Here is a 26,533-nt window from a genome sequence, read left to right as displayed (position 1 = left end):
CTCGCTAAGATGAAACGTGAATACCTGAAAAAAGCGACCCTAACCGCTAAATCGGATGCTTCCGAAGTCCACGAGACGGTCAGGACAATTCTGGCTGATATTGAGGCAGGCGGAGATGCAAAGGCTATGGAATACGCCGCCAAGTTCGATCAGTACGAGGGCAATGTCCTTTTGACTGCCGAAGAAATCGAGGCGGCAGGAGCGCTTGTGCCGGAGAGGCTGAAAGCGGACATCCGGTTTGCGCATGACAACGTCAAACGGTTTGCCGAGGCGCAAAAGGCCACAGTATCCGATGTCGAGGTTGAAATCGTACCGGGCATGATTGCGGGGCAAAAGGCTATCCCTGTTGATGCGGCGGGCTGTTATGTGCCCGGCGGTCGCTATAGCCACATTGCTTCGGCCATCATGACTGTGACAACGGCCAAAGTTGCAGGTTGTCGCCACATTACCGCCTGTTCGCCACCCCGTCCCGGTGTAGGAGTTGCCCCGGCCATCATTTATGCCGCGAACCTGTGTGGCGCGGACAAGATTATGGCACTTGGTGGCGTTCAGGGTGTGGCTGCAATGACGTTCGGACTGTTTGGCCTGCCCAAAGCCAACATCCTCGTGGGCCCCGGCAATCAGTTTGTTGCAGAAGCCAAGCGCATTCTTTTTGGCCGTGTCGGGATCGACATGATCGCGGGCCCAACGGACAGTTTGATCCTTGCAGATGCAACAGCTGATCCGCATATCGTGGCAACGGATTTGGTAAGTCAGGCCGAACATGGCTACAACTCGCCTGTTTGGCTGGTCACAGATGACCGGGTGTTGGCCGAAAAGGTGATGGAGCTTGTGCCTGCCCTGATTGATGATCTGCCCGAGGTGAACCGCGACAACGCCTTTGCCGCTTGGCGTGACTATGCCGAAGTGATCGTATGCTCAGATCGCGAAGAAATGGCTGTTTGCTCCGATGATTACGCGCCCGAACACCTGACAGTGCAGGCCGAAGATCTGGATTGGTGGCTTGAGCGGCTCACATGTTACGGCTCGCTGTTCCTTGGGGAAGAGACGACCGTTTCCTATGGTGACAAAGCGACGGGTACCAATCATGTGCTGCCAACGTCAGGGGCCGCCAACTATACTGGCGGTTTGTCAGTCCACAAATACATGAAGATTGTCACATGGCAGCGTGCAACACGCGAGGGTGCCAAGCAGGTTGCCGAAGCCACAGCGCGCATTTCCCGCCTTGAAGGGATGGAGGGGCACGCCCGTGCTGCGGATGTTCGTCTGGCCAAGTATTTCCCGGATGAAGCGTTCGACCTGACTGCAAATGGCTGACCCACGATCTCTGTTTGACCTGACTGGCCGTGTGGCCTGTGTAACCGGCGCCAGCTCCGGCCTCGGGCGGCGTGCGGTCATCGCACTGGCAAGCGCCGGGGCCCGCGTGGTGGGCGTAGCCCGTCGCGAAGACGCACTGCAGCGCTTGCAAAACGAGGTCGGCAAAGATGTGGACTACGTTGCAGCGGATGTCGCCGACCGTGATGCACTCTCAAACTTGGTAGAAGCGGTCAGCGCACCGTTCGGAGCGCCAGACATCATTGTGCACGCCGCGGGCATCAACACCCGTCAGACGGCGGATGACGTGACACCAGAAGGTTGGGACCAGACCGTGGCGCTGAACATCTCGGCCCCGTTTTTCCTGAGCCAGGCGCTGGTGCCCGCGATGAAGGCCAAGGGGTGGGGGCGGATCGTGAATTTTGCCTCGCTCCAAACCACGCGCGCTTTTCCCGGTGGCATCGCCTATGGGACGACCAAGGCGGGCATTGCCCAACTGACCCGCGCTATGGCCGAGGCGTGGTCGACCTATGGCATCACAGCCAATGCGATTGGGCCTGGGTTTTTTCCGACAGAACTGACCGAGGCCGTCTTTGCCGATCCGAACCGAGCCACGCGCAATGCCGTCCAGACCTGCATCGGACGCAATGGCCGTTTGGAAGACATGGACGGCCCCATGCTGTTTCTCTGCTCGGACGCGTCCGGTTACGTGACCGGACAAACCTTGATGGTCGACGGAGGGTTCACAGCAAAATGAAAGCGTTGGTCTACGAAGGTGTCGAAACGCTTGGTGTGCGCGAAGTCCCTAACCCGACGGTCGGCCAGGGCCAGTCGCTGGTTCGTATCGAGGCCTCGGGCATCTGCGGGTCGGACATGCACGCCTACCTCGGCCATGACGACAGGCGTCCTGCGCCCTTGATTCTGGGCCATGAGGCTGCGGGTGTGATTGAGGGCGGCGCGCGTGACGGCGAACGGGTCACGATCAATCCGCTGGTCAGCTGTGGCACTTGTCCCGCGTGTCAGACGGGCCGAGATAACCTGTGCCCGGACCGTATGATCATCTCCATGCCGCCGCGCGAAGGGGCCTTTGCTCAATATGTGGCAATGCAAGGCAGCAATCTTATCGTGGTGCCAGATCATGTTCCGTTGCAAAAGGCTGCACTGGCCGAACCTCTGGCCGTCAGTTGGCATTCCATACGGTTGGGGCTGACGGGGCTTGATCCGGGTGCCAGCCGCACCGCGCTTGTACTGGGGGGCGGGGCTATTGGTCTTGCCGCGGCCCTTGCCCTCAAGGCGCAGGGGGTCGATGACGTAACTGTTGCTGAACCAAGCGACAAGCGACGCACATTCCTGGAAGATCAATGCCTAGTGAAATCTGTACCCGCAGGGGCAGGGCAGTACGGCATCGTGGTCGACGCCGTCGGATACGCGGCAACACGCGCCGCAGCTTCTGCCATGGCTGAACCGGGGGGCGTCATCGTCCATATCGGCCTGGGCGAAGACACGGGCGGCCTCGATATCCGGCGGATGACCTTGCAAGAGGTGACGTTCATCGGAACCTATACCTACACACCGGAGGACTTCCGGGATACCTGCAGCGCGCTTTTCGATGGCGCGCTTGGCCCGCTAGACTGGGCAGAACATCGCAGCCTGAATGATGGACCGCAGGCATTTGCCGATCTACGATCGGGAGCGGTTGCAGCCCCCAAGATCATCCTCGATCCGTGGGCCTGACACTTATGATCACCAACCAAATGGAGACACTTCATGTACTATAAAATCCTCGTCCCGATGGCGCTGGACCATGGCGTGTCGACTCATACACTTGAGATAGCCAACGCGCTGAGTGCAAAGGATGCCCAGATCTTCGCCCTTCACGTTCATGAGGCGCCCCAAGGCTCTGTCAGTGCATATCTGGACGAAGAGATGGTTGCCGCCGGGTTTGAAAAAGCGCGTGCTGATCTTGAGGGCAAATTGTCTGGACATCCCGGTGTCACGCCTGTGATTGTAAAAGGGCATTCGGCCCGCACTATCATCGACTATTCCGAGGCGCATGGCATCGACTGCATCGTGCTTGGATCCCACAAACCTGGTCTGAGAGATTATTTCCTGGGCTCCACAGCTGCTCGCGTCGTGCGGCACGCAGGCTGTGCCGTCCATGTGCATCGCGCGTCCTCTTGATGACGCTCTCCTCTCCTTTCAAGAAAGGCCCTTCTGCAACATGAACATAGACAAGAAGATCACCGATGATCTTGTCGCGAATGACATCTCGTTCGTGACGACGGTGCCCTGCAAACAGCTTGCGGGCGTTATCGAGGAAATAGACCAACACCCCGATATCTTCCATATTCCGTCGAACAAGGAAGACGAGGGCATGGGCCTGTGTGCCGGTGCGTGGATGGGTGGAAAACGCCCTGCGATCATCATGCAGAACACAGCCATTGGGGTGACGATCAACACTCTTGCGACGTTGATCCAGTATTACCGGATGCCGCTGCCGATGTTGATCAGCTACCGCGGAGAGCTGCGCGAACCTGTGGCGTGCCAGGTGGAAATGGCGGTGCATACCAAGGCGCTGCTGGCGCAGATGAATATCCCCACCTACCACTTCCATCACCAGAAGGATGTGGAAGAGCTGGATATGATCCTGAAGTATACCTTTATGTGCAACAAACCCGTGGCAATCCTGACCGATGCCAATTTCTGGGGAGGCTATGGCGACCAATGATCCGTTCTGAAATCCTCAAGGAAATTGCACCTCAACTTCGTGATCAACTAGTGGTCTGCAACATTGGCATCCCCAGCCAAGAACTGCATGCCATCGACGATCAACCAACGAATTTCTACATGCTCGGCACGATGGGCCTCGCTTCGTCTATCGGCTTGGGTCTGGCGCTGGCGCAGCCTAAAACCGTGATCTCTATCGATGGGGACGGGTCGGTGTTAACCAATCTGGGCACCTTGCCAACCATTGGGAACAATATGCCTCCGAACTTTATCCTGATGATCATCGACAATGGATCATATGGATCAACCGGTGATCAGCCGACCTATACCGGGCGCAAGACCGACTTGGCGGGCATGGCGCGTGCGGCCGGATGTGACAATGTCGTTGAAGTGCAGGATGTTGATACCGGGAAAGCATTGCAAGAGGCGATGGACGCGCAGGTTGGCACCGTCATGATCGTGAAGTGCGACAGTGGAAATGCCAAGATGCCGGTCATCACGATGGACCCGGTGATCATCAAGGATCGCTTTATGAAAGCAGTGGCTGGTTGATGAACCGCGCCGCGCGAATTCATTCCAGTGAGGATGCGCGGCGTTTGGCCAAGGCACGTCTGCCTTGGATGGTGTTTGACTATATCGATGGGGCCGCAGGGTCAGAAACGGGGGCTGCGCGTAACCGCGCTGCTCTGGATGGCATTTGCCTTGAACCCCGGATACTGAAAGATGTCAGCCATCGGTCTTTGGACATGCCGCTGTTTGGCAAGATTGCCAAGCGGCCCTTTGGCATTGCGCCGATGGGGATGTGCAACCTGTCCAGACCTGGTGCCGATCTGATGCTAGCGCGGTTGGCCGCGCGCGAATCCGTGCCTTTGGGGGTCTCGACCGTGGCCTCAACCCCGCTGGAAAAAATGATCGAGGTTGCCGAAGGGCACGCGTGGTTCCAGCTTTATTTCAGCGGGGACGGAACGGGGTCATTCAAGCTGGCAAAGCGTGCGCAAGATGCCGGTTACGACACCCTGATCGTCACGGTTGACGTGCCCGAGGTTGGTCGCCGACCGCGTGAGTTGCGCCATGGTTTTACCATGCCATTCCGTATCGGACCCCGCCAATTTCTGGACTTTGCCCTGCACCCGCAATGGTCGCTTATGTCACTTGCCGCAGGTCGCCCGCAGATGGCAAATTTCGAGATGCCGGGCTTTGAGTTCGACCGCACCGAAAGCCGCGCGAGGGCGACTTGGACAACATTGAAGGCTCTGCGCGATTTGTGGCAGGGCAACCTGGTAGTAAAAGGCGTGACCAACGCCGAGGATGCGCTGCAGCTGAAATCCGAAGGCGTTGACGCCATTCAAGTATCAAATCATGGCGCACGGCAACTTGAAAGCGCACCCGCTGCCGTTCACGCGCTGGGCCGGATACGAGACAGCGTTGGTGCGGATTTTCCACTATTTTACGACAGTGGCTTACGATCTGGCGAAGATGTTCTGAAAGCCCTCGATCAGAGTGCAAATTACGTGTTCTTTGGCCGCGTATTGCAATTTGCCATCGCCGCGGCCGGCGAAGAAGGTTTGCATAGACTGTGGAATATCCTCAGCGAAGAGTTGTCCAGTGCACTTGCTCAGGTTGGTCGGACGAAACTGACCTGAAGCAACTGAACAAATGTGAATGCCGTCGGTAACGCCTCTAACGCAAACAATCCGGATGCCGCTACGAATTATTTTGCCCCGGACGCTGTGTTCGACTGCGCCAGCGGCCCGAGGTGTTTGCCCGCAGGTTCGAGAGTGCAAAGACCCTGAATTGGGAAGCGTTGGGAAACCTAAGCAACCATCCATTTCAGACGCGCATGCGTGCGCTTTGCAGGAATCGAAAGCCGATCACGTTTCTTTTGCCGACCGCGATTTTAGCCAGTTTACGACTTGCATCACCGCGTGTTGGTTTGCGGCCGAACGCTCTATGAGGAGGTAAAAATCGCTACCACCGATGTCTCTTGCCGCACCAACCTCTACCAGGCGTCCTGCCTCAAGATCTCGGGAAACCATGAAACGGCTGACAAGGGCCACACCCTGTCGCGCGATGGCAGCGTCAACCGCAAGCGCTGTCTGGCTTAATCGAAGGCCGCGTTGCGATTTGTCACGAACCCCTAGGTCTGCAAGGTATCGCGGCCAAAGGTCATGCGTGTCATGAATTTTGGGCAGGTGTGCAAGGTCATCTGGTGTTAACGAATCGAATGCGTCGCTGATAAACTCGGGTGCAGCTACGGCAATCACCTCTTGTCTGAAAATAAGCGCCGCCCGAAGCGCGGCGCCAAACGGCGGCGATCCCTGCCGGACGGCAAGGTCGATCCCGTCGCTGTGAAAGCTGGAGACTTTTTCAGTGGCCATGATCCGCAAGTCGATTTCCGGATGGCTCTCTGCAAAGTCCGGCAGATTCGGGATCAACCATCTGGCAGCAAAAGTCGGGGTGACGCTTATTATAACCTTGTCCGGTTCCGGCTTTAGCTCGGCGGTTGCAGATCTAAGGCTCGCAAAGGCAACCGATATACGTGCGTGATAGCTACGGCCAACCGAGGTGAACTCCAATCCTTTGGGCACCCTTTCGAACAATGTGACTTCTAGGTGAGCTTCCAGCAGTCGCACCTGCTGCGCCACCGCCCCTTGTGTTACGCCCAACTCATCGGCAGCGGCGCGGAAACTGAGGCGGCGCCCAGAGACTTCGAATGCCCGTAAACCGTTGAGGGGAGGAAGATCAGCCATGAGACAATAGTATTTCTACTGTAATGAAACATCAAATCTCAATCGAATGACCCATCGAAACAGGATATATTTCGCAGAATACATAAGGGGAATCGTCAGATGGCAGTAGAAAAAGTAGCTTTGATTACCGCGGGCGGGAGTGGCATGGGGGCTGACGCGGCGCGCCGGCTTGCCAAAGATGGCTTCAAAGTCGGCATCCTCTCTTCTTCGGGTAAAGGCGAAGCACTCGGCGCCGAGCTGGGTGGTTTTGGCGTCACTGGTTCTAACCTCAGTGGTGACGATCTGACTGCTTTGGTCACAGGCGCGACGGAGCGTTGGGGCCGCGTCGATGTCTTGGTCAATTCCGCCGGTCATGGCCCGAAAGGGCCCGTATTAGAGATCGGTGACGATGACTGGCATCAAGGGATGGAGGTCTATTTGATGAATGTGATCCGCCCAACACGGCTGGTGACACCCTTGATGCAGCAACAGGGCAGGGGGGTGATTATCAACATCTCTACTTTCGCGGCGTTTGAGCCCGATCCGCTGTTTCCAACATCAGGCGTCTTCCGGGCAGGATTGGCCGCCTTTGCCAAACTCTATTCTGATAAATATGCCGCAGAGAATATTCGCATGAATAACATCCTGCCGGGTTTCATCGACAGCCTGCCCGAAACAGAAGACCGCAAAGCCCGGATTCCGATGGGGCGTTACGGTCATGCTGCGGAGGTCTCTTCGCTTGTCTCATGGCTGGCGTCTGAAGGCGGTGGCTATATGACGGGTCAAAACTTGCGCGTTGACGGGGGATTGACCCGCGCTGTCTGAGGCAACGTATCTGTTAGCACAACATCAAGCCTCAATGCATTTGCGCATTGCCTGAGGCAGTACAAAAGGAAGCGGGCCGGTCGGCACCATGCCGATTGGTAGGTTGATGCCGTAAACTTGCTGCATCAGGTCGTCGGTGAGGATATTTGAAGGTGTGCCAGAGCCCCAGACAGTGCCCTGTGACATCACGTAAACACAGTCTGCAAATAGCGCGGTGAGGTTCAGATCGTGCATCACCACCACCACACCTCCACCTTGGGCGGCAAAATCGCTTGCGATACCAAGGACCGTAAATTGATGCGCGATATCCAGGCTGGCAACCGGTTCGTCCAGTAAAAGCCAGCTGGGATGATCGGCCCGTTGTGCCTGCCAGACCTGCGTCATAACACGGGCTAACTGTACGCGCTGCTGTTCACCCCCGGACAGGGTCTGGTAAGACCTCTGCTCGAACCCGGCTAGGTCGACATGTGCCAGGGCGGTAGTGACCGAACTGTCATCTTGTGCGGCCAACCCGTTTGCCAGCCCCAGTCTGACAATCTCGTGCACTTTGAAAGGAAAGGCCACGCTGGTCGATTGTGGCAGCACGCCCCGTTTTGCGGCCAGTTGCCAGGGCTTTAACTCTGAGATGTCGTGGCCATTCAGGGTGATGGTTCCGGTCGAGGCAATCTCTCCGGCCAATGCCTTTAGTAAGGTCGACTTGCCCGATCCGTTGGGCCCGATGATTGCGGTGACCTGACCGGGATCGGCCTTGAAATTCACGTCGTGCAAGATGTCCTTTCGGCCCAGGCTGACGCAGATGTTCTTACCTTGCATGATTTACATTCCCATAATGCCGTGGCGGCGCAGGAGGATCCAAAGAAAGACCGGTGCGCCGAGAATTGCCGTGACGATCCCGATTGGCAGTTCCGCCGGGGCCACCACGACCCGGCTGATCATGTCGGCGCAAAGCAGCAGACTGGCACCCAGCAGGGCGGAATTCATCAAAAGCCTGTGGTGGTCCGGCCCCGTTGCCAGACGTAGCAAATGGGGGACCACAATTCCGATGAATCCGATGCCGCCGGACACGGCAACAGCGGCCCCTGTTGCACCGGAAACTGCAAGAATGGCGATGTTCTTGCTGCGCTGAACCGGGATGCCCATGTGATGGGCCACCGCCTCTCCCATCGCCAGGCCGTTAAGCGCGCGAGCCAGAAATTGTGTGCTTGCAAGGGCAACCAAAATGATTGGCGCAGCCGAGGCGATTTTGGTCCAGGTTGCCCCAGCTAACGACCCCATTCCCCAGAACGTCAGGTCGCGTAATTGCTGATCATCGGCCATGTAGACCAGAACACCCGATGCGGCGCCGGATAAGGCACCTAATGCAATGCCGGCCAGTAGCATGGTTGCGACCGATGTCTGCCCCCCGCTGGTCGAGACACGGTATAGGATCAGAACAGACGCCCAGCCACCAAGAAAAGCAGCAATGGCCACTAACCCGTTTCCTGTCCAGACCAAAACCGACACTGGCAAGTGGCTGCCAAGGATGATGGCTGAAATTGCGCCCAGACCTGCGCCCGCGCTGACGCCGACAATTCCGGGGTCCGCCAACGGGTTTCGGAAAAGCCCTTGCATGACCACCCCTGAAACAGCCAGTGCGGCACCGACCAGAATCCCCATGGCAAGCCGGGGCAATCGTATGTCCCAAAGGACAATCCGATTCAGGTCAGACAGGGACCGCCCATTGATTAGGTCGATCACCGCCATGTTTAACGACGCATCCGAAGCACCGACTGAAATGCTTGCGGCGCTGGTCAGGCCAAGCAATACCAGTAAGGCCAAGGTAACCCGCCGTGCGGTTGCTCGCCGATTGTACCCGGGTGCCTCGGCGCTCATATGATCCAACGTCAGCGTCATGAGCCACCTTCATCCTGCAGGGCTGCTGACAGATCAGAAATGGCACTGGCGGTTCGAGGGCCAAACCCAAGAAGATATGCACCCTGCATGCGGATCAGCATCTTGTTCTGGCCCGCCGGGGTCAGCTTGACTGCGGGCAGTGAAAAGAGCGCGGCATCCTCGGTATTATGATCACCCCGCCGATCCATCATAAGGATGACATCAGGCGCAGCCGACACCAGCGCTTCGGGCGTCATTGGCTTGTAACCTGACACTTTGGCGGCGGCATTTACACCGCCAGCCAATCGAATGATGCTGTCTGCTTGGGTATCCACACCTCCCACTGTGATCCGGTTATCCTGCACCGACAGAACAAACAGAACCCGTTTCGGGTTGGATCCTGCGGCACTACTAGCCGCCAATTCCGCCTGATTGATCTGGCGTATGGTTTGCGCTGCCAATCCCTCGGCAGCAACGTCAGTGCCCAGCACGGCCCCAACGGTTTGGATTTTTTCGACCACGCCTTCCAGAGAGAACTCATCCTTGATCGTGACGTATTGCACGCCCGCTTCCTGCAGAACCGCAATCGCCTCTGGTGGTCCTGAACCTTCAAGCGCCAGGACCAAGTCTGGTTCTACCGACAAAACGCCTTCGGGCGACAGCGCGCGTCGGTATCCGATATCGGGCAGGTTCATCGCTTCTGTCGGGTAGGTTGATGTTCGGTCGCGACCAACTAGCCTGTCTTGCTGACCCAGAGCGTAGACGATTTCAGTGATGGAACTGCCGATCGCGATGATCCGCTTTGGTTCGTCGTCCGCAGCCTGCGCGACCTGTGTACTTAGCAGCATAGCCAAGGCAGGCCAGATCACTCGCATCCTGTTCATGTCAGCGCGGCCTCGGGTTGTGGTTCAAGTTCGGCAACCAGCGCGTCCCAGACCGGGCGATGGTCGGTTTCGCCAGTGCGCAGACCGAATATCTGGAAGATCAGCCCACCTTCGGCATCGAACGCCTCGACAGAGACGGCGGGGCCGCGCTGCGTCGGTTTGGTGACAGCCCAGACCTCTGCAATATGGTCCGTCCTCAGATGCAAATTGAAACGCGGGTCTAGCACATTGAACCAGGGTCCCATCTGCTTGATCGTTCCGATACGGCCACCGTGAATTTCGATACATCCACGATTGCCAACAAAGATCATCACCTCAATCTCCTTGTCGCACACCTGTTCGAACATTGGTGATATTACCGACGGCGTCAGTTCCCTGACGAGCGGTTGGCCGGCGATGCGATAGGCCCCCAATCGGTTCATCTTGAGCTTTGAGGTCAAGCGCATGAACTGGTGGGTGTCCGTCATCTTGGCCCATTCCGCACGTAGGATTTCCGTCTTTTCGGGGTTGGACTTGGGCGCTTCGGTCGGTCGGCGCGGTTCTAAATCAAGAGTTTGCGATTGGTCCTCAGACGCAAGGGCGCTGACAAGCTTATCCCAATGGTCCAGATCCGATCCTTCGCGCAGGAATATCTTGTGCACCGCATCGCCTGCGGCATCAAAGACCTGAAGCGAGCGTTTCACACCGCTGTCGGTTTTGCGTTCGATCGCAAAGGCATGGACCCAATGGCCGGGAAACATGCGCAAATCAATCTCATCTGTCAGAACCATCGAGGCATGAGCACCCGAATGGTAGTTGTCGTATTGACCGACCTTTTCGATCACGCAGGAGATATTGCGCGTCAACCCCATAACCTCTCCCAACCCGTTGAGCATTGGGAAAAGGTCATCAAGTTTTGCCGTCAGCCGTGTAACGTCGTTCCCGGCGAAGGCAGCGACCAACTGGCCTTCGGTAAGTCCAATCGATTCTGCCAGATCGCGGTCACGTTTGCCGCTGTTTTGCGCATAGGTTGCACGAATTTGAGCCGGGGTGTTAGGCACCTGTTCCGTCATGGGTTTTCCCATCTTCGAGTTGATTTTCAGAGGTGCTGGCCCGGCAGCCGAATTGTTCGGGTGCCCGCTGGCGAGAGTCGGCGATGCGACAACGATTTATTGTTGACTGTTTTAGTAACCTTTATTAACGAGCACAAGTCGCCAAAAAAAGGCGGCTCCAAAAAACAATAAAACAGACTGACCAAAGCCAGCATGGCGCAAGCATTTCAGGTCCTCCTACTGTTTCGAAGGGACAGAGATGCGTGTGCAAATACGGAAGATAGCTTTGCTGGGAACGGCTTCGTGCCTCAGCATGATTGCGGCTGGCGCTATGGCGCAAGACCAAGACGATGGTTTCCTAGGCACCCTGATACTTGGGGAAAGCAAACGAGAGATTCAGACAGACACTGCCGTGCCGGTCACAAATATTGATCAGGAAGAGATCAACGACCGGCAGGCCAATACGGTTGCAGAGCTGATCGACTCGGTTCCGGGGGTAAGCCTGGTGAACGGCTCGACCCCTCAGGGATCGGGCATCAATATTCGCGGCTATGGTGCAAACGGCACGTTCGGAACCGACCAGAAGGTTCTGATCCTGGTCGATGGTGCCACAACGGGCGCGGAAGAGCTGTATCGGATCGGCAACCAGCTTTTTACTGACCCCCAGCTTTACAAAAGCGTCTCGGTCATTCGGGGCACTGTCGGGTCATTCGAATATGGGTCCGGGGTTGTTGGCGGTGTCGTTCAGCTGGAAACCAAGGACGCGTCAGATTTCACCGGTGGCGAGCCGGGTTTTCGGTTCCGTCAAACCTTTGAGGGGTATTCGAACGGCAACGGTTTTGCCTCGTCCTCTATCCTGGCTTGGCAGCCGAATACCCAAACGGAATTCCTGTTCAACTACACCTATCGCGATCAGGACGATCAGGAGGATGGAAACGGCAATACGATCGGCAACAGCGCGTTCACGCTGCCGTCGCTTCTGGCTAAGGGCAAATACAGTTTCGGCAACGATCTCGAACATTCGTTCACCGCATCCTACAACCAGTCCACATCTGAAGAGCGCGACGTCCCTTATGACTCGTTTGGCACCACGTCGGATGCCTTTGGTAATGTAGACCGTGATATCGAAACAAAGATCGGTATCCTGCGGTATCAATATCAACCCACTGGAAATGATCTGGTCGATCTGGATGTGAACCTCAGCTATTCTGAGCAGGCGATCGAAAGCAGCTATGTTTCCGGGTCTTCCAGCCTTGAAGGCACGCCATTCTTCCCCGGCATTCAGGCCCTGGCAGATGCCACACATAACTATGAAACGACAAAGCTGACGATCAAGAACACGTCGTATTTCCAGACCGGCATCGCCTCGCATGATCTGCGGGCTGGGATTGAATTCATCAACCGCGAACGGTTGGACGCGGCATCGGCCCCGGGTGGAACCGACCGTCGATTTGCCCTGTTTGCTGTGGACGATGTGCAGATCGGTGACAATCTGACGATTACCCCCGCGGTGCGATATGAGATGCAGGACATCGACGGTGATGACGCCGCCGCGGCCCCGTTCAACGAAAGCTATGACAACAACGCGCTTATGGGCGGGTTGTCGGCGCGGTACGCGTTCAACAGCGGTTTCGCGATCTTTGGTGGTGCGGCCTACACGGAAAGCCTGCCGATCATCGATGATCTGGGCACGCCGCTTTACATGACGCAACCCGAGAGATCCCGCACGTGGGAAGCTGGTTTTTCCTATGATCGCGGTGACGTGTTTGCCGAGGGCGACGTGATCCGCGCCAAGGTCAATTTCTATCAAACGACCCTGTGGGATATCACCTCCTACGTCTCTGGCACCCCGTCTCAACCCCTGTCCGAAGTGGAAACGAAAGGTGCCGAAATCGAAGCCTCTTACGCCAATGCTGGTGGGTTCTACGTCGATTTCAACTCGAACATCGTGACGGGTACGGAAACCAGCGCCACCGGCGATGACTCGCGTTGGCGGAATGAGCCGTCGGATTCCGCGCGCCTGACATTGGGCAAGCGGTTCGGTCAGACGTTGGACGTCAGCTGGGAAATCTTCGGTGCCCGGGCCGGAACGGACTCGAGCGGAGAAGCGACCGCGGGATACGGAGTAAACTCTCTGCGTGCGACCTACATGCCGCAAGAGGGTGTGTTTGAAGGCTTTGAGCTGCGCGCCGGTATCGAGAACATCCTTGATAAGGACTACCGCCCGAACCTGTCGACCCGCAATTCGACGGGCCGGACCTTCAAGCTCGGCCTGGCCAAAACCTTCTGATCCCAAGGAAAGGACTCGTTATGCGAAGTGCGGCAGCAAACAAAGCCAGCGCTGTCCTGTCGACCCTGCTCTCAGTCTTGGGGGCAGGGATTACCAGCGCAGAAGACGTGCCCAAGACTGGCGGCGTATCAATCGAACTCAGCTCTGCCGAAGCAAGGGGGCAAAACTGTCTGCTCAGCTTTGTCGCCGAAAATTTGCGTGAGGTCGACATCAACAGTGCGGTCTATGAAACCGTCCTGTTTGGCAAAAACGGTGCGGTCGCGTTAATTACCCTGCTGGATTTCGAAGAACTGCCTGCAGGCCGCCCACGGGTCAGGCAGTTTCAATTCACCGACATGGCCTGTGACCAGATCAGCCGGATTCTGTTCAACGGCGTGCAGGAATGCATGACCCAGAGCGGTAACAAAGATGCCTGCATGAATGGCCTCAGTCTAAAAAGCCGCCTTGAAACTGAGATGATAGGATAAAGCCATGTCCGAAATGCTGCAAAAACTGATGGAAATCCTGCAATTAGGGGGCCCGGTGGTGGCGATCCTGATAGCAGCCTCAATCGCGACCCTCGCCTTGGTCTTTTACAAAATCTGGCAATACAAAGCGGCGGGGGTCGGCCGTCACGTCGAATTGTCCAGGGCGATCGACGCATGGGACCGAGAAGACCCCACGGCCGCCAAAACATACCTGAACAAAAGCCGTAGTTACCTGGCGCCGGTGGTCGCAATGGCATTGTCCGGGAATGATCGCACCTTGTCCGAACGGGTCGATGCCGAGGCTGAGACGCGATTTGCAAAACTGGAACAGGGTCTCAACGTGCTGGACATCGTCTCGCAACTTGCGCCCCTGCTTGGATTGTTCGGCACAGTGCTGGGCATGATCGAAGCCTTCCAGACCCTACAGGGGGCAGGCAACGCTGTTGACCCATCGTTGCTGGCTGGGGGCATCTGGGTGGCGCTGATGACAACAGCAGCGGGGCTGGCTGTAGCCATGCCGACGTCACTGATCCTGACCTGGTTTGAGGCCCGCGTGAACCGGGAACGCGTCTTTGCTAACCGTGCGCTCAGAACAATATTTGCCCCCGGCCATGCCGAGGAGACCGAGCAAACGGCAGGGGCGTCAATTACGGCGCTGGTACATGGCGCTTAATGTGCAAAGAAAGCGGCGCAAACGCCTGTCAATGACTTCGCTTATAGATGTCATCTTTTTGCTGCTGTTGTTTTTCATGCTGACATCCACATTCTCAAAATTTTCCGAGATTCAGTTTTCGACGGCCTCCGTCGGCGGCGCGGAGCCAGACCAAGCCATCCGGTTTATTAAACTGGATGCAGACCGAATTCTGGTCGATGGTGCGCCTGTACCATTGGCGCAGGTCGCCCCAATGCTGCTCGACGCCAATTCCCAAATCGCGCTCATCAGCCTCGGACCAAAAGCAACCTCTCAGCAGCTGATTGATCTGCTCATCGTGCTGGCACCTGTCGAAAACTTGCGCACTCAGGTTTTGGGCTGATGCAGTTGAAATCGAAGCCCAGACAAAGCCGAGAGCCAACCATCGCGCTGATCAATGTCGTGTTCCTGATGCTTATATTCTTCATGATCGCAGGCACCCTTACGCCGCCGCTCAACGAATCGGTTCAGCTTGTCGAAACGATGGATCTGGAGGGGCGCGAGCCGCCTGATGCATTGGTTATCCGTGCGGATGGCACACTTGAATATCGCGGGGCAGAGCTGACCAATGCTGCGGCCTATGTAGAGCGGGCGGCTGTTGATCTGCCCTTTGATGCGGTTCGGATCGTGCCGGATCGATCCTTGCCTGCGGTTGCGCTCAAACAGATCAGCGATGACTTGCGCGGGTTGGGTGCAAGTCAGGTTTATGTCGTGACCGAAAGGGGATTACGGTGATAACCAAATCCCGCGCGGTGGTTCTGATTTCTGTCGCATTGGCCGTAGCGACACATGGCCTTGCGCTTTTGGATTATTCGACCGCCGAACAGGTGCAGGTCGAAGGTGGCGGAGAGGAGAGGGCCGCCGCGCTGGGATCTGTATTCAAGGACTTCGTCGCCGGAACAAATGCACCAGCACCGGCCAGCACGCGCAAGAAACCGGCAGCACCTCATCGGTTGCAACCCAAGGCCCGCCCTGTCAAGCAGCAGCGCACAACGTCGCCGCAAACTCTCAGCCCGGTTGTGAGCAGCGCTACGGCCGCGACCGCTGTTGCGCCAAGCCCTCTCAGGCCTCAGGACGCTGAAACACCGAACAGACAGGGTGATGCTGCTTCGGTGTCGCCGACCGAGGATGCCAAGCCGCCGGAACCGAAGAAACAGGCAAGCAATCAAACTGCCACCGCGCATGGCAACGCGAAACAATCGGGGAAAAAAGGTGACGCCACCGGGAAAACCACGAAAGGTGCGGCAAAGATTGCTACATCCAAGTCAGCGCTGACCGCATCCGGCAATGCCGACGCCAGCAACTATGCTGGACAGATTAAACGCAAGATTATCCGCGCCCGGAGAAAGAGCGCCAATATTCGAGGTGCCGCGTTGGTGGCCTTTCGAATAGCTGAGAACGGGACATTGCAGACGGTTGGAATAGTACGCAGTTCGGGATCAAAGCGGTTGGATCAGATCGCCCTTGCCCAGGTAAAAGCGGCTGCACCCTTCCCGCCACCTCCGGCAGGGGTGAGACGAGATTATACTTTCGAAATCATCGGGCAGCGATAGGTGTCATATCCCATCGAGCCATAGGGCCCCTTCGTAACGATGGGGACACGGCTGCGCTTTGCGCCATCAACTATGAACACCGGTGATCATGGCGACAATTTCGTTCTTGTCGGTCTTGGCAGTTGTTCTGACGCCTATCTGTTCACCCCGGCGTAAAACGCAGATGCGGTCGGCAAGACGAAAAACCTGATCCAGGGAATGGCTGATGATCAAGATTGCCAGATTGCGATCCTTAAGTGACGCGACGAGGTCCTCAACCTTTGCAGTCTCTGCAACGCCAAGTGCTGCAGTGGGTTCATCCAGAAGGATCAATTTGCTGGCCCAATGGGTTGCTCGCGCGATAGCAATGCCCTGTCTTTGGCCTCCGCTCAAATCACGTATGGCTGCGCGCTCAGAGGGGATGCGCACGTCAAGCTGATCAACAAGGCTTTGGGTTTCGGCACGCATGCGTGCTTTATCCAGCAGTCCAAAGGGTTTGCGCGTCAGTTCGCGGCCCAGAAACATGTTCATATAAACCGGCTGTTCGTCAGCCAATGCGAGGTCCTGATAGACCACCTCAATACCATGTGATCGAGCCGCGCTTGCATCCGAAAAACCGACTTCTTCGCCGTCAAGCGCGATCTCGCCGCTGGTTGGTCGATGCACGCCAGAGATGATCTTGACGAGCGTGGATTTACCCGCGCCATTATCACCGACCAGAGCCACGATTTCACCGGGGTAGAGGTCCAGTGAAAAATTCTGGATCGCGACCACTCCGCCAAAAGATTTGTGGATTTGCTTGAGGGAAAGAACCGGAGTCATTGCGCAAATGCTCCCGGCCAGCTGACGTGGTCGCCAAAGCCGTTTTCGATTGAGGTAAGCTCTGGCATTCCGCTGTCTACGCCTTTTATCCCGGCAACCAAAGCGCGGGTCACAAAGGCCTGCCCACGGAAACCGAAGACAACCGTGTCGCCTGGTGCGGGGTTTTGATCACTGTCGCTGTCGATCATGGCGTAGTAATCTATTGCGGAATAATCAGGAATTTCGACATTTCGCAGGGCTGACCGGCTGATTGTCGGGCTGCTGCTGACCAGCGCCCGAACCTGGTATTTCGGGAAAACCGGATCGATATAGAGCCCGCCGCCAAAGCAATAGGCTTTCCCGCCGTGATGGTGCGAGACCTCGGAAAGGTAAAGTACGGCGGGATCCTCAGGAAGGTCTTCTACCGCATGGAGAGGCGTCGTGCCATGTAGGCCATTGCCCGGTTCAACCTGCGTGGCCCCGGCTTCGGCTAATGCCGGAAGAACAGCTGAAGATGTCGTTCCGGGGGCATTGATTTCGACCTCCGTACGCCCAGCACGCGCCAGAGCTTCTGCAGCCATGTTGAGCGTGTGGAGGTTTGGGGTCGGCACAACCTTGCGGTCATCCTGGTCGAAAAGCAGGGCGGGAAAGGTCGTAATGCCTGCAAAGCGCCCGCCCTGCAGCGCATCCAAACGGTCAGCCACCGCCAGGATATCATTCGCGTCAAATCCCCCCTCGTGGCCACGATAAAACGTATCCCCTTCAGTCTGGATGCGCGCCATCAGTGCCTGTTCTCTCTCGGCCCGAGCAGAGGCGTCTGCCGCCTCTTTTGCCTTGTTGTCCGAGAATACCGTCCAATAGTCCGGGCGTAGTTTGGCTGCGGCGAAGAGAGCTTCTTGGCGGGGCACCTGTACAAGGTGACCCAAATGACCTGTCCTTAAGCCAGCGCGGTCACATGCCAAGGCGCAGGCCATATCCACGGCGACGGACCGGCTGATGCCACCGCGCATGACCGCCTGACAAAAGCCGGAATGGCGGCCCACCTGTTTGGTCATGGCAAAAGTTGCAAGGCCATGCCCACGGGCCACATCAGAGAAAAGGCGCGCGTTGCGTTCGACGGCATCCAAGTCAAGCACATAGGCGTTTGCGGGGATCTTCCCTTGTTGATGCAAGGCCATGGCGGCCTCGATGAACTTGGGGTTGCGGCGTATGAGAAGATCAAGAAACATTGGGTTGCTCCGGTGTCTATCGGCGGATTTCGCGGAGTGAAATTGCTACGGCGATCAGTATGATCAGCCCGCGTACGATCATCTGGTCCGAGACCTGCAGCCCCATCAGGATCAGCCCGTTATTCAGCATTCCCATCATGAGCGAGCCCAAAAGCGCACCTATTATGGATCCCTTGCCGCCATTAAGCGCAGTGCCACCTACGATGACAGCGGCAATGACTGTCATCAGATCGCTTTCGCCCATTGTATATTTGGCGGCTTGAATACGCCCGGCATAGAGCAAACCAGCCAGCCCAGCGGTTGCGCCGCACAAGGTCAGAACCATCAGCCGGATACGGGGAACCCTGATGCCAGAGACTTGGGCTGCGCGGGCATTGTCCCCAACGGCCAGAACGTGTGCGCCAAAACGTGTGTGCCGGTAGATGACATGGCCAATCAGCACTGCAATCACGGTCCAGATAACAAGTGAAGGTACACCAAACAGCTTGCCCGAGCCGAAGACCCCGGTGAAAGTCCCGTTAACGACAGGAATGGATCGCAGATCGGTCATCGAACGCGCAATTCCGGCAAATAAACCCATGGTGGCCAAGGTCACCAGAAATGATGGCAACCGCAGATAGGCCACCAATGCACCATTGAACGCGCCGATCAGAATGCCTGCGCCAAGCCCCGCTGCGACACCCAGGATCATTGGGCCGTTCTGCATCGCAACAGCTGCCGAGAGGGCTGCAACAGCTACGACAGAGCCAAAACTCAGGTCGATCTCTCCGGCTGACAGGGCAAAGACCAATCCGATGGCCATGATCGTGGCCGGGGCTGTCTGAAGGACGATATTTGTCAGATTCCGACTGGTCAGAAACCCGTCATCGTAGAGAGTGATCCCAAAAAACAGAAAGATCGCAAGAAAGCCGAAATAAATGACGCAGCGCTGTAGATCCAAGTCGCGCATACGTTGAAAAGCCTGTTCCATGGATGCCTCTGGGAATATCCGGTTGCGGCAGGTCGCCAGAGGCGACCTGCCCATCAGGTCTCTACTTCGATGTCAGACTGGCTGGTGCATCAATATTCAGCGAGTTTTGCCATCCATCGGCAACGTTGTCCGCTGTCACTGTCAATGCAGGGGCTACAACAAAGGATGGTACGTCCTCGCCCAGCAGGTCGAGCACGGCACTGGCGGCCATTGCACGCCCCAGTTCATAGGCTTCATCGGCAACAATCGCCGCGACATTACCACCCTTAACCATATCAAGGGCAATCGGCTCTGACAGATCCAATGTCACGATCTTGGTCGAGGTGTTTCCGTTCGTCCGCAGCGCTGCAAGAATACCCTCTGCCGGACCAGCCCAGGTTACGTAGATTCCACCCAGGTCTGGGTTTTTCAGCAGCATCGCATTGGCAATCTCTTCGGCGCGCGCAGGATCAGATATGCCTTGTTCTGCAACGATTGTGATGTTCGGATAGTCGTTCTCAATCGTGGTCTTGAAAGCGTTGTCGCGCTGATTGGTCACATAATAATCTGCGTCGTGATAAATCCATCCAACTGTTCCTTCATTGCCCATGGCAGCCGCAAGCGCATCCGCCGCTTGTTTGCCCATCTGAAACAGGTCATCCGTCACGATTGCCGCATAGTCGTCCGGGTGCTTGTAGCCGGCCGGCAGGTTCGAGAGGAAACTTAGGGCAACTCCGGCCTCTTTTGCCTCTGCAAATGCTGCGGCAGAGGTCACCGGGTCCAGAGGAAGCGACAGAATGATATTGGGCGATTTGGCCATGACCGTCTCGATATCGCTACGTTGTTTTGCAGCATCAAATCCTGCGCTTGTCACGGCAACGACCTCGATCCCCAGACGCGCAAATTCATCGCTGGCACCTGCTGTTACCGCATTCACAAAGTCGGATTGGTCATGCCACAGCAAAGCAGCTGAATATCCAGCCTCTTTCACCTTTTCGACATCATCATCAGCGACAACAACCATTGATGAAGGGGTGGCACTTTCCCCCGCTGGACCGATGGTTTCGGCGTATAAGCTGCTCGCCAGCGCGAACATCGCGGTAGCGGCAAATGTGCTTCTAACAAATGACATGTTTGTCCTCCTCAGGTTGGATGCATTGCGAGCGTGTCCGACGCACCGAACTGCGCTATGAAAAGCGCAAAGGCCCGGACGGCGGCGAGGTATTCTTCGACCTCAATTCGTTCTTCAAAAGTATGCGCCACGGCGATATCACCCGGTGCGCAATAAACGGTTGGACAGCCGATCTGTTCTGTTAAAAATGGCATCTCAGACCAGTAGGGCGCGCCGCCGATTTCTACTTTTCGGGACAGAGTTTGCTGTACACAGTTTTGCAACAGGCGAACCGCCTCAGTATCGGGGTCGTTTTCAACTGGTGAGCCGCCCTTGGGATGATCACGACCGGCTGGGTAGTCGATGCACACCTCTATACCTGTAGGTAGGCGATCCAGGCCAAGCGCTGTTTCCAATGCTGCCACTGCATCATCAAGCATTTCGCCAGGTCTAAGTTTCCGGATCAGTGAGAGCCTGCATTCTCCGGGCACTGCGATAAACCCGCCGCCATCGATATGCGTCACCAGAACAGAAGAGGCACCGACAAGGTCATGACGCGGGCCCGCGTTCAGTTCTTTTTCATGATCCCAGATTTTCGACAGAAGCGTATGCGTTGCTTTCAATGCATCGACCCCCAATTCGGGTCGGCCGAAATAAGCTGTTTTTCCAGTTATCGTGATCTCGGCGATAAAGAACCCGATCTGGGCGGAATAAATGTCCAAACTCGTTGGCTCGACATAGATCGCGAAATCAGGACGGGGGATCTCGGCGGATTTGATGCGTCCAACCAGATCTTTCGCCCCGGCGCTGACGCCGCTGCCAGGTTCACCGCTTTCTTCGTCACCGATGAAGGCAAAGGTCAGACTGGCTGAAGGCATAACGCCAAGTTTTTGCAGCAGGCGATACCCGGCAATCGCAGCGCAAATCCCACCCTTGAGGTCGCTTGCCCCACGTGACCAGATGTGCCCGTCCTTTTCGGTCGCGCCGAATGGATTTTTGCGTGCATCGTCTTCCCAATATTCCTCCCAGCCCCGGATATGCACCGTATCCGTATGGCCCAAAATCATGAGGTTGGGTCCCTCCACAGAAGCAATTCCCCAGACATTTTCGCGTTCACCCGCGAAACAGCTCCGTCCGGTATTCAGCCCCAGGGCCATAAGTTGCTGGTCCAGAAAACGCGCAAAACGTGTTTCATTGCCCGTCACGCTTTCGATGGACAGGGCATTGCGCAACAGAGTCAGGTCTGCATCAGCATCCTGTTCTTGACGCAAGCGTTCTGAAAGAGCCATAGCGGTCATGACATACTTGCCTTGAAGGTATCGAGCGCTGGAGGTGGTACGTTGATCTCGGCACCTTTCTGACCCTCGGCGAAAAGAGAAATATGTAGGTGCGACAGGGCAATAGACACACCTCCGGCAAGGGCAGCATGCGGACCCAGCTTTGAGGGCTGGATCTCTATTTCACGGGGGTAGCACTGGGCGGCAAAGCGTCTGATCCGGTGCATCAACTCGTCACGCGCGCCGATAGAGCCCCCCATCACGATAAGGGACGGATCAAGGACCGCTACAATCGACGCCGAAGCCCGCGCGATCTGATAAGCGACATTGTCCAGCGTTTGCTCGGCTGCTTTGTCGCCGTTATTGGCAGCCTCAAAGATCGCAGGAACTGAGCAAGTTTTGCCCGTAAGCATCCTGTATTCGCCGATGATTGCATCGGTGGCGGTTACGCGTTCCAGCGCGCCTATTTTATGGCTTTCCTTTGCAATGGGATCGGCACCAAAGGGAAGAAAACCTATTTCGCCAGCTGCACCAGATGCGCCACGCAGCAAAATACCTCCGACGACGATTCCTGCACCAAATCCGGTTCCGACGGAAACGAAGACCAGATCATCCTGGTCGCTTCGATGATCCATCCAATGCTCGCCCAGAGCGGCAAGGTTGACGTCATTTTCGACAAGGATTTCTATCCCAAGCCGTTCGTTCAAAGTGCCAGCAAGATCAATCTGATCCAGCCCGGTTATGTTAGGCGCCATCAGGACCGCGCCGGTCCTGCTGTCCGGCACGCCTGGGACACCGACGACAGCTATTTTCAATTCGCCTGACGGGCATTGGGGGTCGTCTGCGGTTGCGCGAACCATACGGGCAACCTGATCGACCACTTGTCTGCCGCCGCTTTGTTCTGTCGGCTCTACGCGCTCGGCCAGAACGCGACCGGTCAGATCGCATAGTGCGACCCTGATCTTTGTTCCACCCAGATCGACGCTGGCGACCGTTGCCGCATCCGGAGCGATCTCATATACCACAGCGCGGCGTCCGACATGCCCCTCGGTCTGACCGACTGTCCGCACCCAGCCATCGCTTTCTAGGTTTCCGACAATTTCCGAGATTGTCTGTTTCGAAAGACCGGTCAGCTTCGACACGCTGGCGCGCGAAATGGGCCCATAGGTCGCAATCGCCTGAACGACCGCACTTTGAGACATTCGTCGAGAGATTTTCGTCTGCGTTGCCACGTCGATTCCATTTATTCGTTCTATTACCGAACTAAATATGGAGTGCGATTTGAGTCAACCCGGTTTTTCTGCGCTAAAGCATGAAATACGAAAAATGAGCCTGCTGCGTCCGGGTCGAATTTTGGCTAAAGGCTTGGAAGCCGTTCTGAAAATTGGTGCTGGGTCAGAAGGTTTGGGTAAGGGTGCCCGAACCAGAAAGAATCTGATTGCGGGCTAAGAAAACCGGCTTATCCTAAGATGGCCTCGATCTTTTCAAGGGTCGCAATATTTACAGCCACGCCTTGTGTGGCCGATGCGACGCGTTTTGCGCGTCGGCCATCGCCAGGCAAATGTGCATCGTCTTGCGATCGAATGGCGTCGACGAGTTCCTCGATGCCCTGAGCAAAGCCACCCGACGACGATGTCGCCACAGGGTCGATCGCAATGAAAAACTGTCCGGTCTTGGGCGGGCCGCCAGCGGTTCCTGAAAAGGGCGAGGCGTTGATGCCCAGAGTGGCCCCTGTAAGAGCGGCCGCCATAACTTCGGTCAGAAGGGCCACACCGACGCCCTTGTACCCACCAGAAGGTGCCATGGAGCCCTTGAGGCCCACATTGGGATCAGTGGTCGGGTTGCCCTCGGCGTCCAATGCCCACCCAACGGGGATCGGCCTTCCTTCTCTGGCATGTTTCATGACCTCGCTCTTGGCGATTGTGCTGGCGCTTTGATCGATCAGCAGGGCGGGTTGCCCATCTGTACCGGGTACGGCAACGGAAAAGGGGTTGGTCCCTACAACCGGCTTTGCGCCACCCGATGGCGCGATCGAGGCTGGCGCGTTGGTAAAACCAAGCCCGACAAGCCCGGCCTGTGCCAGACGATAGGTGTGATAGCCCAGCACGCCGCAGTTATAGCTATTGCAGATGCTCAGCACGGCAACGCCCTGTTCGCGCGCAGCGGTGATCAGCGTCTCATACCCGAGATCGATGGCTGAATGGGCAAATCCGGTTGCGGCATCTACGGTAACTACACCTGGCTTGGGCCGTGTCATGACCGGTTTGGCAAGCCCGTCGACCTTGCCACATTGGACATGCTCACAATAGATCGGGATATAGGCCAGCCCATGGCTTGCCACGCCGTCCGCCTCGGTTGCCGCGGTCGCAACCGCCAGCGGGCGGGCGTTTTCCGGTGAAGTCCCCGCAGCAACAAGCGCGCGAAACGACAGGTCTTCGATTTCGTTCAGAGTAAGGGTCCGGGTCTCGGTCAAATCAGTACCTCATCAGTCATTATCAGAAAGCCCGGCCCCTGCACCCAGCAGGCGGGATTCCTCGGTTGCGGGGGCATAGGTGCGGTGGGCAAAGCGATTCAGCGTTGCCCAAGCCTGATCAGTCGGGGCGGCGCGGGTCTGATGTGGGCGGGGGCCTGTGCGCTGTTCCCCCAGCGAAACCACCACCCTGCGCGCCTGGGCGGGTAAAGTATCTGGGGTCGACACGGAATACCCATCAAATGCCGCCAGATGCCCATCACAATCAAGCACCACACAGCCCTTGAGTTCACGTGCCGCATAGGCAGCAAAGGGCAGTAACAGGGCAGGGATTGCAATGTTGGCCATCTCAACCGGTCCGGCGCGCAGCTGTTCGGCACAATCCGACAGCAAGGTGCCAGTGGCCAGAGGGCACAAAGCGCCCTTGCCCTGCCATGGGCCCTGCATCGCATCTGGTCTGTGATCTGCCGGCGCCGCAGCCAAACCCAAGTCCAGCAGGTGGGCCAGCTCTGCAGTCCCGTCCAGCCCATGCCCGCACAACCAGCGTGTGGCTTTGGCGGCCTCTTCTGCCAGACCCCAGGCATACCCTGCCCCTCGGGCAGCGCGTTTAGAGGTGGCTTCGATCTCGTTCAGTGAATAGGTCATTGCGGCAACTCCGGATAAACCCACAGATCGGCATTTTCCGGCGTTAGCTCATCAGGATATGGTGCGCCGGAGTACATGCAGATCCGCACCCAGCGGTCCGACCGGGGGTCAAAATGGGTTGCCCCAAAAAACGACAGCTTGGCCCGCAGCATGTCGATAGGCAGGACAGTGGCGCTAATCGTGTTGTCGTGGATTTCACCATAGGGGGCTACTCGGCTCATTTGAGCGCGGCGCAGGGTGTGGCGATGTTCAGGATGGCGCAGCAGAAACTCTGCAACGGAGGAGCGAGTATCCCATTCGGCAAGCGCCTTATACGCCATCGCGGCGTCACGGGCCGGGGCAAGGGGCTGTTCGTAACCGGCTATCGGTTCCTCAAAGCGCTCACCCAGTCGCGGCTCCAGCTTCTCCTCGGAGACATACCAGGCCCGCGCACAGTTTTCCGCTGCGTTCCAATCCAGATCCAAGGCCCAGCCAAAACTGTTACTGATCAGATCGCGCGCAGCGCCTACCGACATTGATCCATCAATCACATGGGCACTTGAATTGCTGTCGGCCATACAACAGCTCAGCCCATCGACCAATTCGCCATAGGGCTCAAGGATAAGCGAGGCGAGCAGTTCCTGGCCCTCCTCGCTCAGCGCGGATTGCGACCACAGGATCAACCGATCCCAGGGTTGGTTCTGCGTCAGATCATCCCTGTCCAGATACCCAGAGATTGCCTGCAGATCGTTGTTGAGCGCCGCCAGCTTATCGCGCTGGACCGGATGCTCAGACTGCCACCAGGACATCGAGAGTTTGCTACGATCATAGATGCCACGGAATTGACGGGCCTCATCTTCCGAAGCGGTCAAGAGCGACCGTACCCGGGCGATGGCCTCCTCTCGCGCCATGATCCAGTTATTGAACAAGATCGGATGGTTGACGATGAACGGGGCCATGCCCAGACCTGTGGAATTGCCAATGCCGAGCCAACTGGCGATCTGCGGATCTAACTGCGCGGTTTGATCGCCGCCCTTCACTTGGGCCATATGCTGCACCAGATCGCGCACAAAGGTCCGGGTCAGGTAGACCGACAACATCTCGGTCTGGAACGGGCCGTTGACCTCGGGGCGACTGGCTGTTTTCTCGCGATCTGCAGCCCCAAACTTGCCGGAACCATACACGGCGGTTGTCCGCATCAGGTAGCCAACCTGATAAATCTGTTCCAGATCGGGTTGTTGACCAGCGGCCAGACGGTCGACCACATGTGCCCACAGGCGGACTGACCGGTTGGCGCGCGACAATGACAGTTCTGACTCGCTGACGCGCCCGGCCTCTTGCACTGGTACGTTTTGCGACAGGCGGTGAATATCATCCGCCGTCGGAATGCCGTCAAATAGCGCGAAGGTGGCATCCCAGGCCTCGGCGATGACCCGGTCCGAGCGTTTTTCGGGCGGCAGATCATGGGCAAACGCCACCAGAGAATATGCGTGATCAGGGCCTTGCGCGGTATAGACCGCATGGCCAACGCCGTGTTCATCAATCTCGAACGCAGGTCGGGAAAAACTCCAGTTTTCCTGCGCCATACGGCGGGTCAGTTGCCGCATAAAGCTGAGACGGCATTGATGCAGCGAGCCCAGCCGCGACAGCCGCATGACCATCGCGGGATCACGTCTGACATTTTCAGTCTGCACGCGTGTATTCATAGTG

General features: G+C 57.0%; 28 protein-coding genes. 14 read left to right on the top strand and 14 right to left on the bottom strand.

Annotation, left to right across the window (positions count from 1 at the left end):
- Positions 1 to 9: 9 nt before the first annotated feature.
- Genes hisD through AC2FH2_RS13025 form a run of 7 tightly spaced genes read left to right on the top strand, consistent with a single transcriptional unit; the run spans position 10 to position 5,684 of the window.
- Entirely contained in the window at positions 10 to 1,317 is a 1,308-nt protein-coding gene (hisD, locus tag AC2FH2_RS13055; protein ID WP_142637705.1) for a histidinol dehydrogenase, read from the top strand.
- On the top strand, positions 1,310 to 2,071 hold the full coding sequence (locus AC2FH2_RS13050; RefSeq protein WP_496823867.1) for an SDR family NAD(P)-dependent oxidoreductase: 762 nt from the start codon (positions 1,310 to 1,312) through the stop codon (positions 2,069 to 2,071). Before hisD ends, AC2FH2_RS13050 begins: the two co-directional genes overlap by 8 nt.
- Positions 2,068 to 3,048, top strand: a complete 981-nt coding sequence (locus tag AC2FH2_RS13045; RefSeq protein ID WP_496823865.1) for a zinc-dependent alcohol dehydrogenase — start codon at positions 2,068 to 2,070, stop codon at positions 3,046 to 3,048. Before AC2FH2_RS13050 ends, AC2FH2_RS13045 begins: the two co-directional genes overlap by 4 nt.
- A 33-nt stretch (positions 3,049 to 3,081) precedes the next feature.
- On the top strand, positions 3,082 to 3,495 hold the full coding sequence (locus AC2FH2_RS13040; protein WP_282027722.1) for a universal stress protein: 414 nt from the start codon (positions 3,082 to 3,084) through the stop codon (positions 3,493 to 3,495).
- 40 nt (positions 3,496 to 3,535) lie between these two features.
- Entirely contained in the window at positions 3,536 to 4,042 is a 507-nt protein-coding gene (gene comD / locus AC2FH2_RS13035; protein WP_142637714.1) for a sulfopyruvate decarboxylase subunit alpha, read from the top strand.
- A complete protein-coding gene (gene comE, locus AC2FH2_RS13030) occupies positions 4,039 to 4,593 on the top strand; it encodes a sulfopyruvate decarboxylase subunit beta (protein ID WP_142637717.1) in 555 nt (184 codons plus the stop codon). Before comD ends, comE begins: the two co-directional genes overlap by 4 nt.
- The gene (locus AC2FH2_RS13025) at positions 4,593 to 5,684 is read left to right on the top strand and encodes an alpha-hydroxy acid oxidase (RefSeq protein WP_281973198.1); all 1,092 of its coding nucleotides are present in this window, start codon (positions 4,593 to 4,595) and stop codon (positions 5,682 to 5,684) included. The genes comE and AC2FH2_RS13025 overlap by 1 nt, the downstream gene beginning before the upstream one ends.
- 228 nt (positions 5,685 to 5,912) lie before the next feature.
- Here the strand turns inward: AC2FH2_RS13025 and AC2FH2_RS13020 are convergent, their stop codons facing one another.
- Entirely contained in the window at positions 5,913 to 6,791 is an 879-nt protein-coding gene (locus AC2FH2_RS13020; RefSeq protein WP_271949944.1) for a LysR substrate-binding domain-containing protein, read from the bottom strand.
- Positions 6,792 to 6,890: 99 nt separating this feature from the next.
- Here AC2FH2_RS13020 and AC2FH2_RS13015 point away from each other — a divergent pair, with 99 nt between their 5' ends.
- A complete protein-coding gene (locus AC2FH2_RS13015; protein WP_142637939.1) occupies positions 6,891 to 7,595 on the top strand; it encodes an SDR family oxidoreductase in 705 nt (234 codons plus the stop codon).
- Between the two features lie 24 nt (positions 7,596 to 7,619).
- Here AC2FH2_RS13015 and AC2FH2_RS13010 read toward each other — a convergent pair whose 3' ends face one another.
- Genes AC2FH2_RS13010 through AC2FH2_RS12995 form a run of 4 tightly spaced genes read right to left on the bottom strand, consistent with a single transcriptional unit; the run spans position 7,620 to position 11,403 of the window.
- Positions 7,620 to 8,408: a heme ABC transporter ATP-binding protein gene (locus tag AC2FH2_RS13010; RefSeq protein WP_496701287.1), complete on the bottom strand. Its 789-nt coding sequence runs from the start codon at positions 8,406 to 8,408 to the stop codon at positions 7,620 to 7,622.
- Between the two features lie 3 nt (positions 8,409 to 8,411).
- On the bottom strand, positions 8,412 to 9,488 hold the full coding sequence (locus AC2FH2_RS13005) for a FecCD family ABC transporter permease (RefSeq protein WP_496690034.1): 1,077 nt from the start codon (positions 9,486 to 9,488) through the stop codon (positions 8,412 to 8,414).
- Complete coding sequence (locus tag AC2FH2_RS13000; protein WP_496823861.1) at positions 9,485 to 10,351, bottom strand: heme/hemin ABC transporter substrate-binding protein; 867 nt, start codon at positions 10,349 to 10,351, stop codon at positions 9,485 to 9,487. Before AC2FH2_RS13000 ends, AC2FH2_RS13005 begins: the two co-directional genes overlap by 4 nt.
- Positions 10,348 to 11,403 carry a hemin-degrading factor gene (locus AC2FH2_RS12995; protein ID WP_496823909.1) on the bottom strand — a complete coding sequence of 352 codons (1,056 nt, stop codon included), beginning with the start codon at positions 11,401 to 11,403 and terminating at the stop codon, positions 10,348 to 10,350. Before AC2FH2_RS12995 ends, AC2FH2_RS13000 begins: the two co-directional genes overlap by 4 nt.
- Positions 11,404 to 11,641: 238 nt before the next feature.
- On the opposite strand from AC2FH2_RS12995, the gene AC2FH2_RS12990 reads away from it, so the two are divergent.
- From AC2FH2_RS12990 to AC2FH2_RS12965, 6 genes are read left to right on the top strand one after another with little or no spacing between them, the layout of a single operon-like run.
- On the top strand, positions 11,642 to 13,672 hold the full coding sequence (locus AC2FH2_RS12990; protein ID WP_496823859.1) for a TonB-dependent receptor domain-containing protein: 2,031 nt from the start codon (positions 11,642 to 11,644) through the stop codon (positions 13,670 to 13,672).
- Positions 13,673 to 13,692: 20 nt separating this feature from the next.
- A complete protein-coding gene (locus AC2FH2_RS12985) occupies positions 13,693 to 14,139 on the top strand; it encodes a hypothetical protein (RefSeq protein WP_496823858.1) in 447 nt (148 codons plus the stop codon).
- Between the two features lie 4 nt (positions 14,140 to 14,143).
- Entirely contained in the window at positions 14,144 to 14,812 is a 669-nt protein-coding gene (locus AC2FH2_RS12980; RefSeq protein WP_496823856.1) for a MotA/TolQ/ExbB proton channel family protein, read from the top strand.
- The gene (locus tag AC2FH2_RS12975) at positions 14,802 to 15,173 is read left to right on the top strand and encodes a biopolymer transporter ExbD (RefSeq protein ID WP_496792974.1); all 372 of its coding nucleotides are present in this window, start codon (positions 14,802 to 14,804) and stop codon (positions 15,171 to 15,173) included. Before AC2FH2_RS12980 ends, AC2FH2_RS12975 begins: the two co-directional genes overlap by 11 nt.
- The gene (locus AC2FH2_RS12970) at positions 15,173 to 15,565 is read left to right on the top strand and encodes an ExbD/TolR family protein (RefSeq protein WP_496823855.1); all 393 of its coding nucleotides are present in this window, start codon (positions 15,173 to 15,175) and stop codon (positions 15,563 to 15,565) included. The genes AC2FH2_RS12975 and AC2FH2_RS12970 overlap by 1 nt, the downstream gene beginning before the upstream one ends.
- Positions 15,562 to 16,383 carry an energy transducer TonB gene (locus tag AC2FH2_RS12965; protein ID WP_496823853.1) on the top strand — a complete coding sequence of 274 codons (822 nt, stop codon included), beginning with the start codon at positions 15,562 to 15,564 and terminating at the stop codon, positions 16,381 to 16,383. Before AC2FH2_RS12970 ends, AC2FH2_RS12965 begins: the two co-directional genes overlap by 4 nt.
- Positions 16,384 to 16,449: 66 nt before the next feature.
- Here the strand turns inward: AC2FH2_RS12965 and AC2FH2_RS12960 are convergent, their stop codons facing one another.
- From AC2FH2_RS12960 to AC2FH2_RS12920, 9 genes are all read right to left on the bottom strand, one after another.
- The gene (locus AC2FH2_RS12960) at positions 16,450 to 17,184 is read right to left on the bottom strand and encodes an ATP-binding cassette domain-containing protein (RefSeq protein WP_496823851.1); all 735 of its coding nucleotides are present in this window, start codon (positions 17,182 to 17,184) and stop codon (positions 16,450 to 16,452) included.
- The gene (locus tag AC2FH2_RS12955; protein WP_496701272.1) at positions 17,181 to 18,392 is read right to left on the bottom strand and encodes an alanine racemase; all 1,212 of its coding nucleotides are present in this window, start codon (positions 18,390 to 18,392) and stop codon (positions 17,181 to 17,183) included. The genes AC2FH2_RS12960 and AC2FH2_RS12955 overlap by 4 nt, the downstream gene beginning before the upstream one ends.
- Before the next feature lie 16 nt (positions 18,393 to 18,408).
- A complete protein-coding gene (locus AC2FH2_RS12950) occupies positions 18,409 to 19,362 on the bottom strand; it encodes an ABC transporter permease (protein WP_282022025.1) in 954 nt (317 codons plus the stop codon).
- A gap of 61 nt (positions 19,363 to 19,423) precedes the next feature.
- Positions 19,424 to 20,473: a substrate-binding domain-containing protein gene (locus tag AC2FH2_RS12945; protein WP_496823848.1), complete on the bottom strand. Its 1,050-nt coding sequence runs from the start codon at positions 20,471 to 20,473 to the stop codon at positions 19,424 to 19,426.
- Positions 20,474 to 20,484: 11 nt separating this feature from the next.
- A complete protein-coding gene (locus AC2FH2_RS12940; RefSeq protein WP_496694024.1) occupies positions 20,485 to 21,750 on the bottom strand; it encodes a M20 family metallopeptidase in 1,266 nt (421 codons plus the stop codon).
- On the bottom strand, positions 21,747 to 22,931 hold the full coding sequence (locus AC2FH2_RS12935; protein WP_496694023.1) for an ROK family transcriptional regulator: 1,185 nt from the start codon (positions 22,929 to 22,931) through the stop codon (positions 21,747 to 21,749). The genes AC2FH2_RS12940 and AC2FH2_RS12935 overlap by 4 nt, the downstream gene beginning before the upstream one ends.
- 257 nt (positions 22,932 to 23,188) lie before the next feature.
- Positions 23,189 to 24,202 (bottom strand): Ldh family oxidoreductase, encoded by a 1,014-nt coding sequence (locus AC2FH2_RS12930; protein WP_281973183.1) that lies wholly within the window; start codon positions 24,200 to 24,202, stop codon positions 23,189 to 23,191.
- 12 nt (positions 24,203 to 24,214) lie between these two features.
- Positions 24,215 to 24,844: a DUF3726 domain-containing protein gene (locus AC2FH2_RS12925; RefSeq protein ID WP_496823845.1), complete on the bottom strand. Its 630-nt coding sequence runs from the start codon at positions 24,842 to 24,844 to the stop codon at positions 24,215 to 24,217.
- Entirely contained in the window at positions 24,841 to 26,529 is a 1,689-nt protein-coding gene (locus AC2FH2_RS12920; protein WP_496823843.1) for a hypothetical protein, read from the bottom strand. The genes AC2FH2_RS12925 and AC2FH2_RS12920 overlap by 4 nt, the downstream gene beginning before the upstream one ends.
- Positions 26,530 to 26,533 lie beyond the last annotated feature (4 nt).

The organism is Ruegeria sp. YTSA105 (genome assembly GCF_059610225.1).
Note: the sequence above shows the minus strand (reverse complement) of the source record. Positions and strands in the feature narration are given on the sequence as shown.

Excerpts from the sequence above, each read along its gene's own strand:
- hisD (WP_142637705.1), top strand. The coding sequence starts at position 10 with ATGAAACGTGAATACCTGAAAAAAGCGACCCTAACCGCTAAATCGGAT.
- AC2FH2_RS13050 (WP_496823867.1), top strand. The coding sequence starts at position 1,310 with ATGGCTGACCCACGATCTCTGTTTGACCTGACTGGCCGTGTGGCCTGT.
- AC2FH2_RS13045 (WP_496823865.1), top strand. The coding sequence starts at position 2,068 with ATGAAAGCGTTGGTCTACGAAGGTGTCGAAACGCTTGGTGTGCGCGAA.
- AC2FH2_RS13040 (WP_282027722.1), top strand. The coding sequence starts at position 3,082 with ATGTACTATAAAATCCTCGTCCCGATGGCGCTGGACCATGGCGTGTCG.
- comD (WP_142637714.1), top strand. The coding sequence starts at position 3,536 with ATGAACATAGACAAGAAGATCACCGATGATCTTGTCGCGAATGACATC.
- comE (WP_142637717.1), top strand. The coding sequence starts at position 4,039 with ATGATCCGTTCTGAAATCCTCAAGGAAATTGCACCTCAACTTCGTGAT.
- AC2FH2_RS13025 (WP_281973198.1), top strand. The coding sequence starts at position 4,593 with ATGAACCGCGCCGCGCGAATTCATTCCAGTGAGGATGCGCGGCGTTTG.
- AC2FH2_RS13020 (WP_271949944.1), bottom strand. The coding sequence starts at position 6,791 with ATGGCTGATCTTCCTCCCCTCAACGGTTTACGGGCATTCGAAGTCTCT.
- AC2FH2_RS13015 (WP_142637939.1), top strand. The coding sequence starts at position 6,891 with ATGGCAGTAGAAAAAGTAGCTTTGATTACCGCGGGCGGGAGTGGCATG.
- AC2FH2_RS13010 (WP_496701287.1), bottom strand. The coding sequence starts at position 8,408 with ATGCAAGGTAAGAACATCTGCGTCAGCCTGGGCCGAAAGGACATCTTG.
- AC2FH2_RS13005 (WP_496690034.1), bottom strand. The coding sequence starts at position 9,488 with ATGACGCTGACGTTGGATCATATGAGCGCCGAGGCACCCGGGTACAAT.
- AC2FH2_RS13000 (WP_496823861.1), bottom strand. The coding sequence starts at position 10,351 with ATGAACAGGATGCGAGTGATCTGGCCTGCCTTGGCTATGCTGCTAAGT.
- AC2FH2_RS12995 (WP_496823909.1), bottom strand. The coding sequence starts at position 11,403 with ATGACGGAACAGGTGCCTAACACCCCGGCTCAAATTCGTGCAACCTAT.
- AC2FH2_RS12990 (WP_496823859.1), top strand. The coding sequence starts at position 11,642 with ATGCGTGTGCAAATACGGAAGATAGCTTTGCTGGGAACGGCTTCGTGC.
- AC2FH2_RS12985 (WP_496823858.1), top strand. The coding sequence starts at position 13,693 with ATGCGAAGTGCGGCAGCAAACAAAGCCAGCGCTGTCCTGTCGACCCTG.
- AC2FH2_RS12980 (WP_496823856.1), top strand. The coding sequence starts at position 14,144 with ATGTCCGAAATGCTGCAAAAACTGATGGAAATCCTGCAATTAGGGGGC.
- AC2FH2_RS12975 (WP_496792974.1), top strand. The coding sequence starts at position 14,802 with ATGGCGCTTAATGTGCAAAGAAAGCGGCGCAAACGCCTGTCAATGACT.
- AC2FH2_RS12970 (WP_496823855.1), top strand. The coding sequence starts at position 15,173 with ATGCAGTTGAAATCGAAGCCCAGACAAAGCCGAGAGCCAACCATCGCG.
- AC2FH2_RS12960 (WP_496823851.1), bottom strand. The coding sequence starts at position 17,184 with ATGACTCCGGTTCTTTCCCTCAAGCAAATCCACAAATCTTTTGGCGGA.
- AC2FH2_RS12955 (WP_496701272.1), bottom strand. The coding sequence starts at position 18,392 with ATGTTTCTTGATCTTCTCATACGCCGCAACCCCAAGTTCATCGAGGCC.
- AC2FH2_RS12950 (WP_282022025.1), bottom strand. The coding sequence starts at position 19,362 with ATGGAACAGGCTTTTCAACGTATGCGCGACTTGGATCTACAGCGCTGC.
- AC2FH2_RS12945 (WP_496823848.1), bottom strand. The coding sequence starts at position 20,473 with ATGTCATTTGTTAGAAGCACATTTGCCGCTACCGCGATGTTCGCGCTG.
- AC2FH2_RS12940 (WP_496694024.1), bottom strand. The coding sequence starts at position 21,750 with ATGACCGCTATGGCTCTTTCAGAACGCTTGCGTCAAGAACAGGATGCT.
- AC2FH2_RS12935 (WP_496694023.1), bottom strand. The coding sequence starts at position 22,931 with ATGTCTCAAAGTGCGGTCGTTCAGGCGATTGCGACCTATGGGCCCATT.
- AC2FH2_RS12925 (WP_496823845.1), bottom strand. The coding sequence starts at position 24,844 with ATGACCTATTCACTGAACGAGATCGAAGCCACCTCTAAACGCGCTGCC.
- AC2FH2_RS12920 (WP_496823843.1), bottom strand. The coding sequence starts at position 26,529 with ATGAATACACGCGTGCAGACTGAAAATGTCAGACGTGATCCCGCGATG.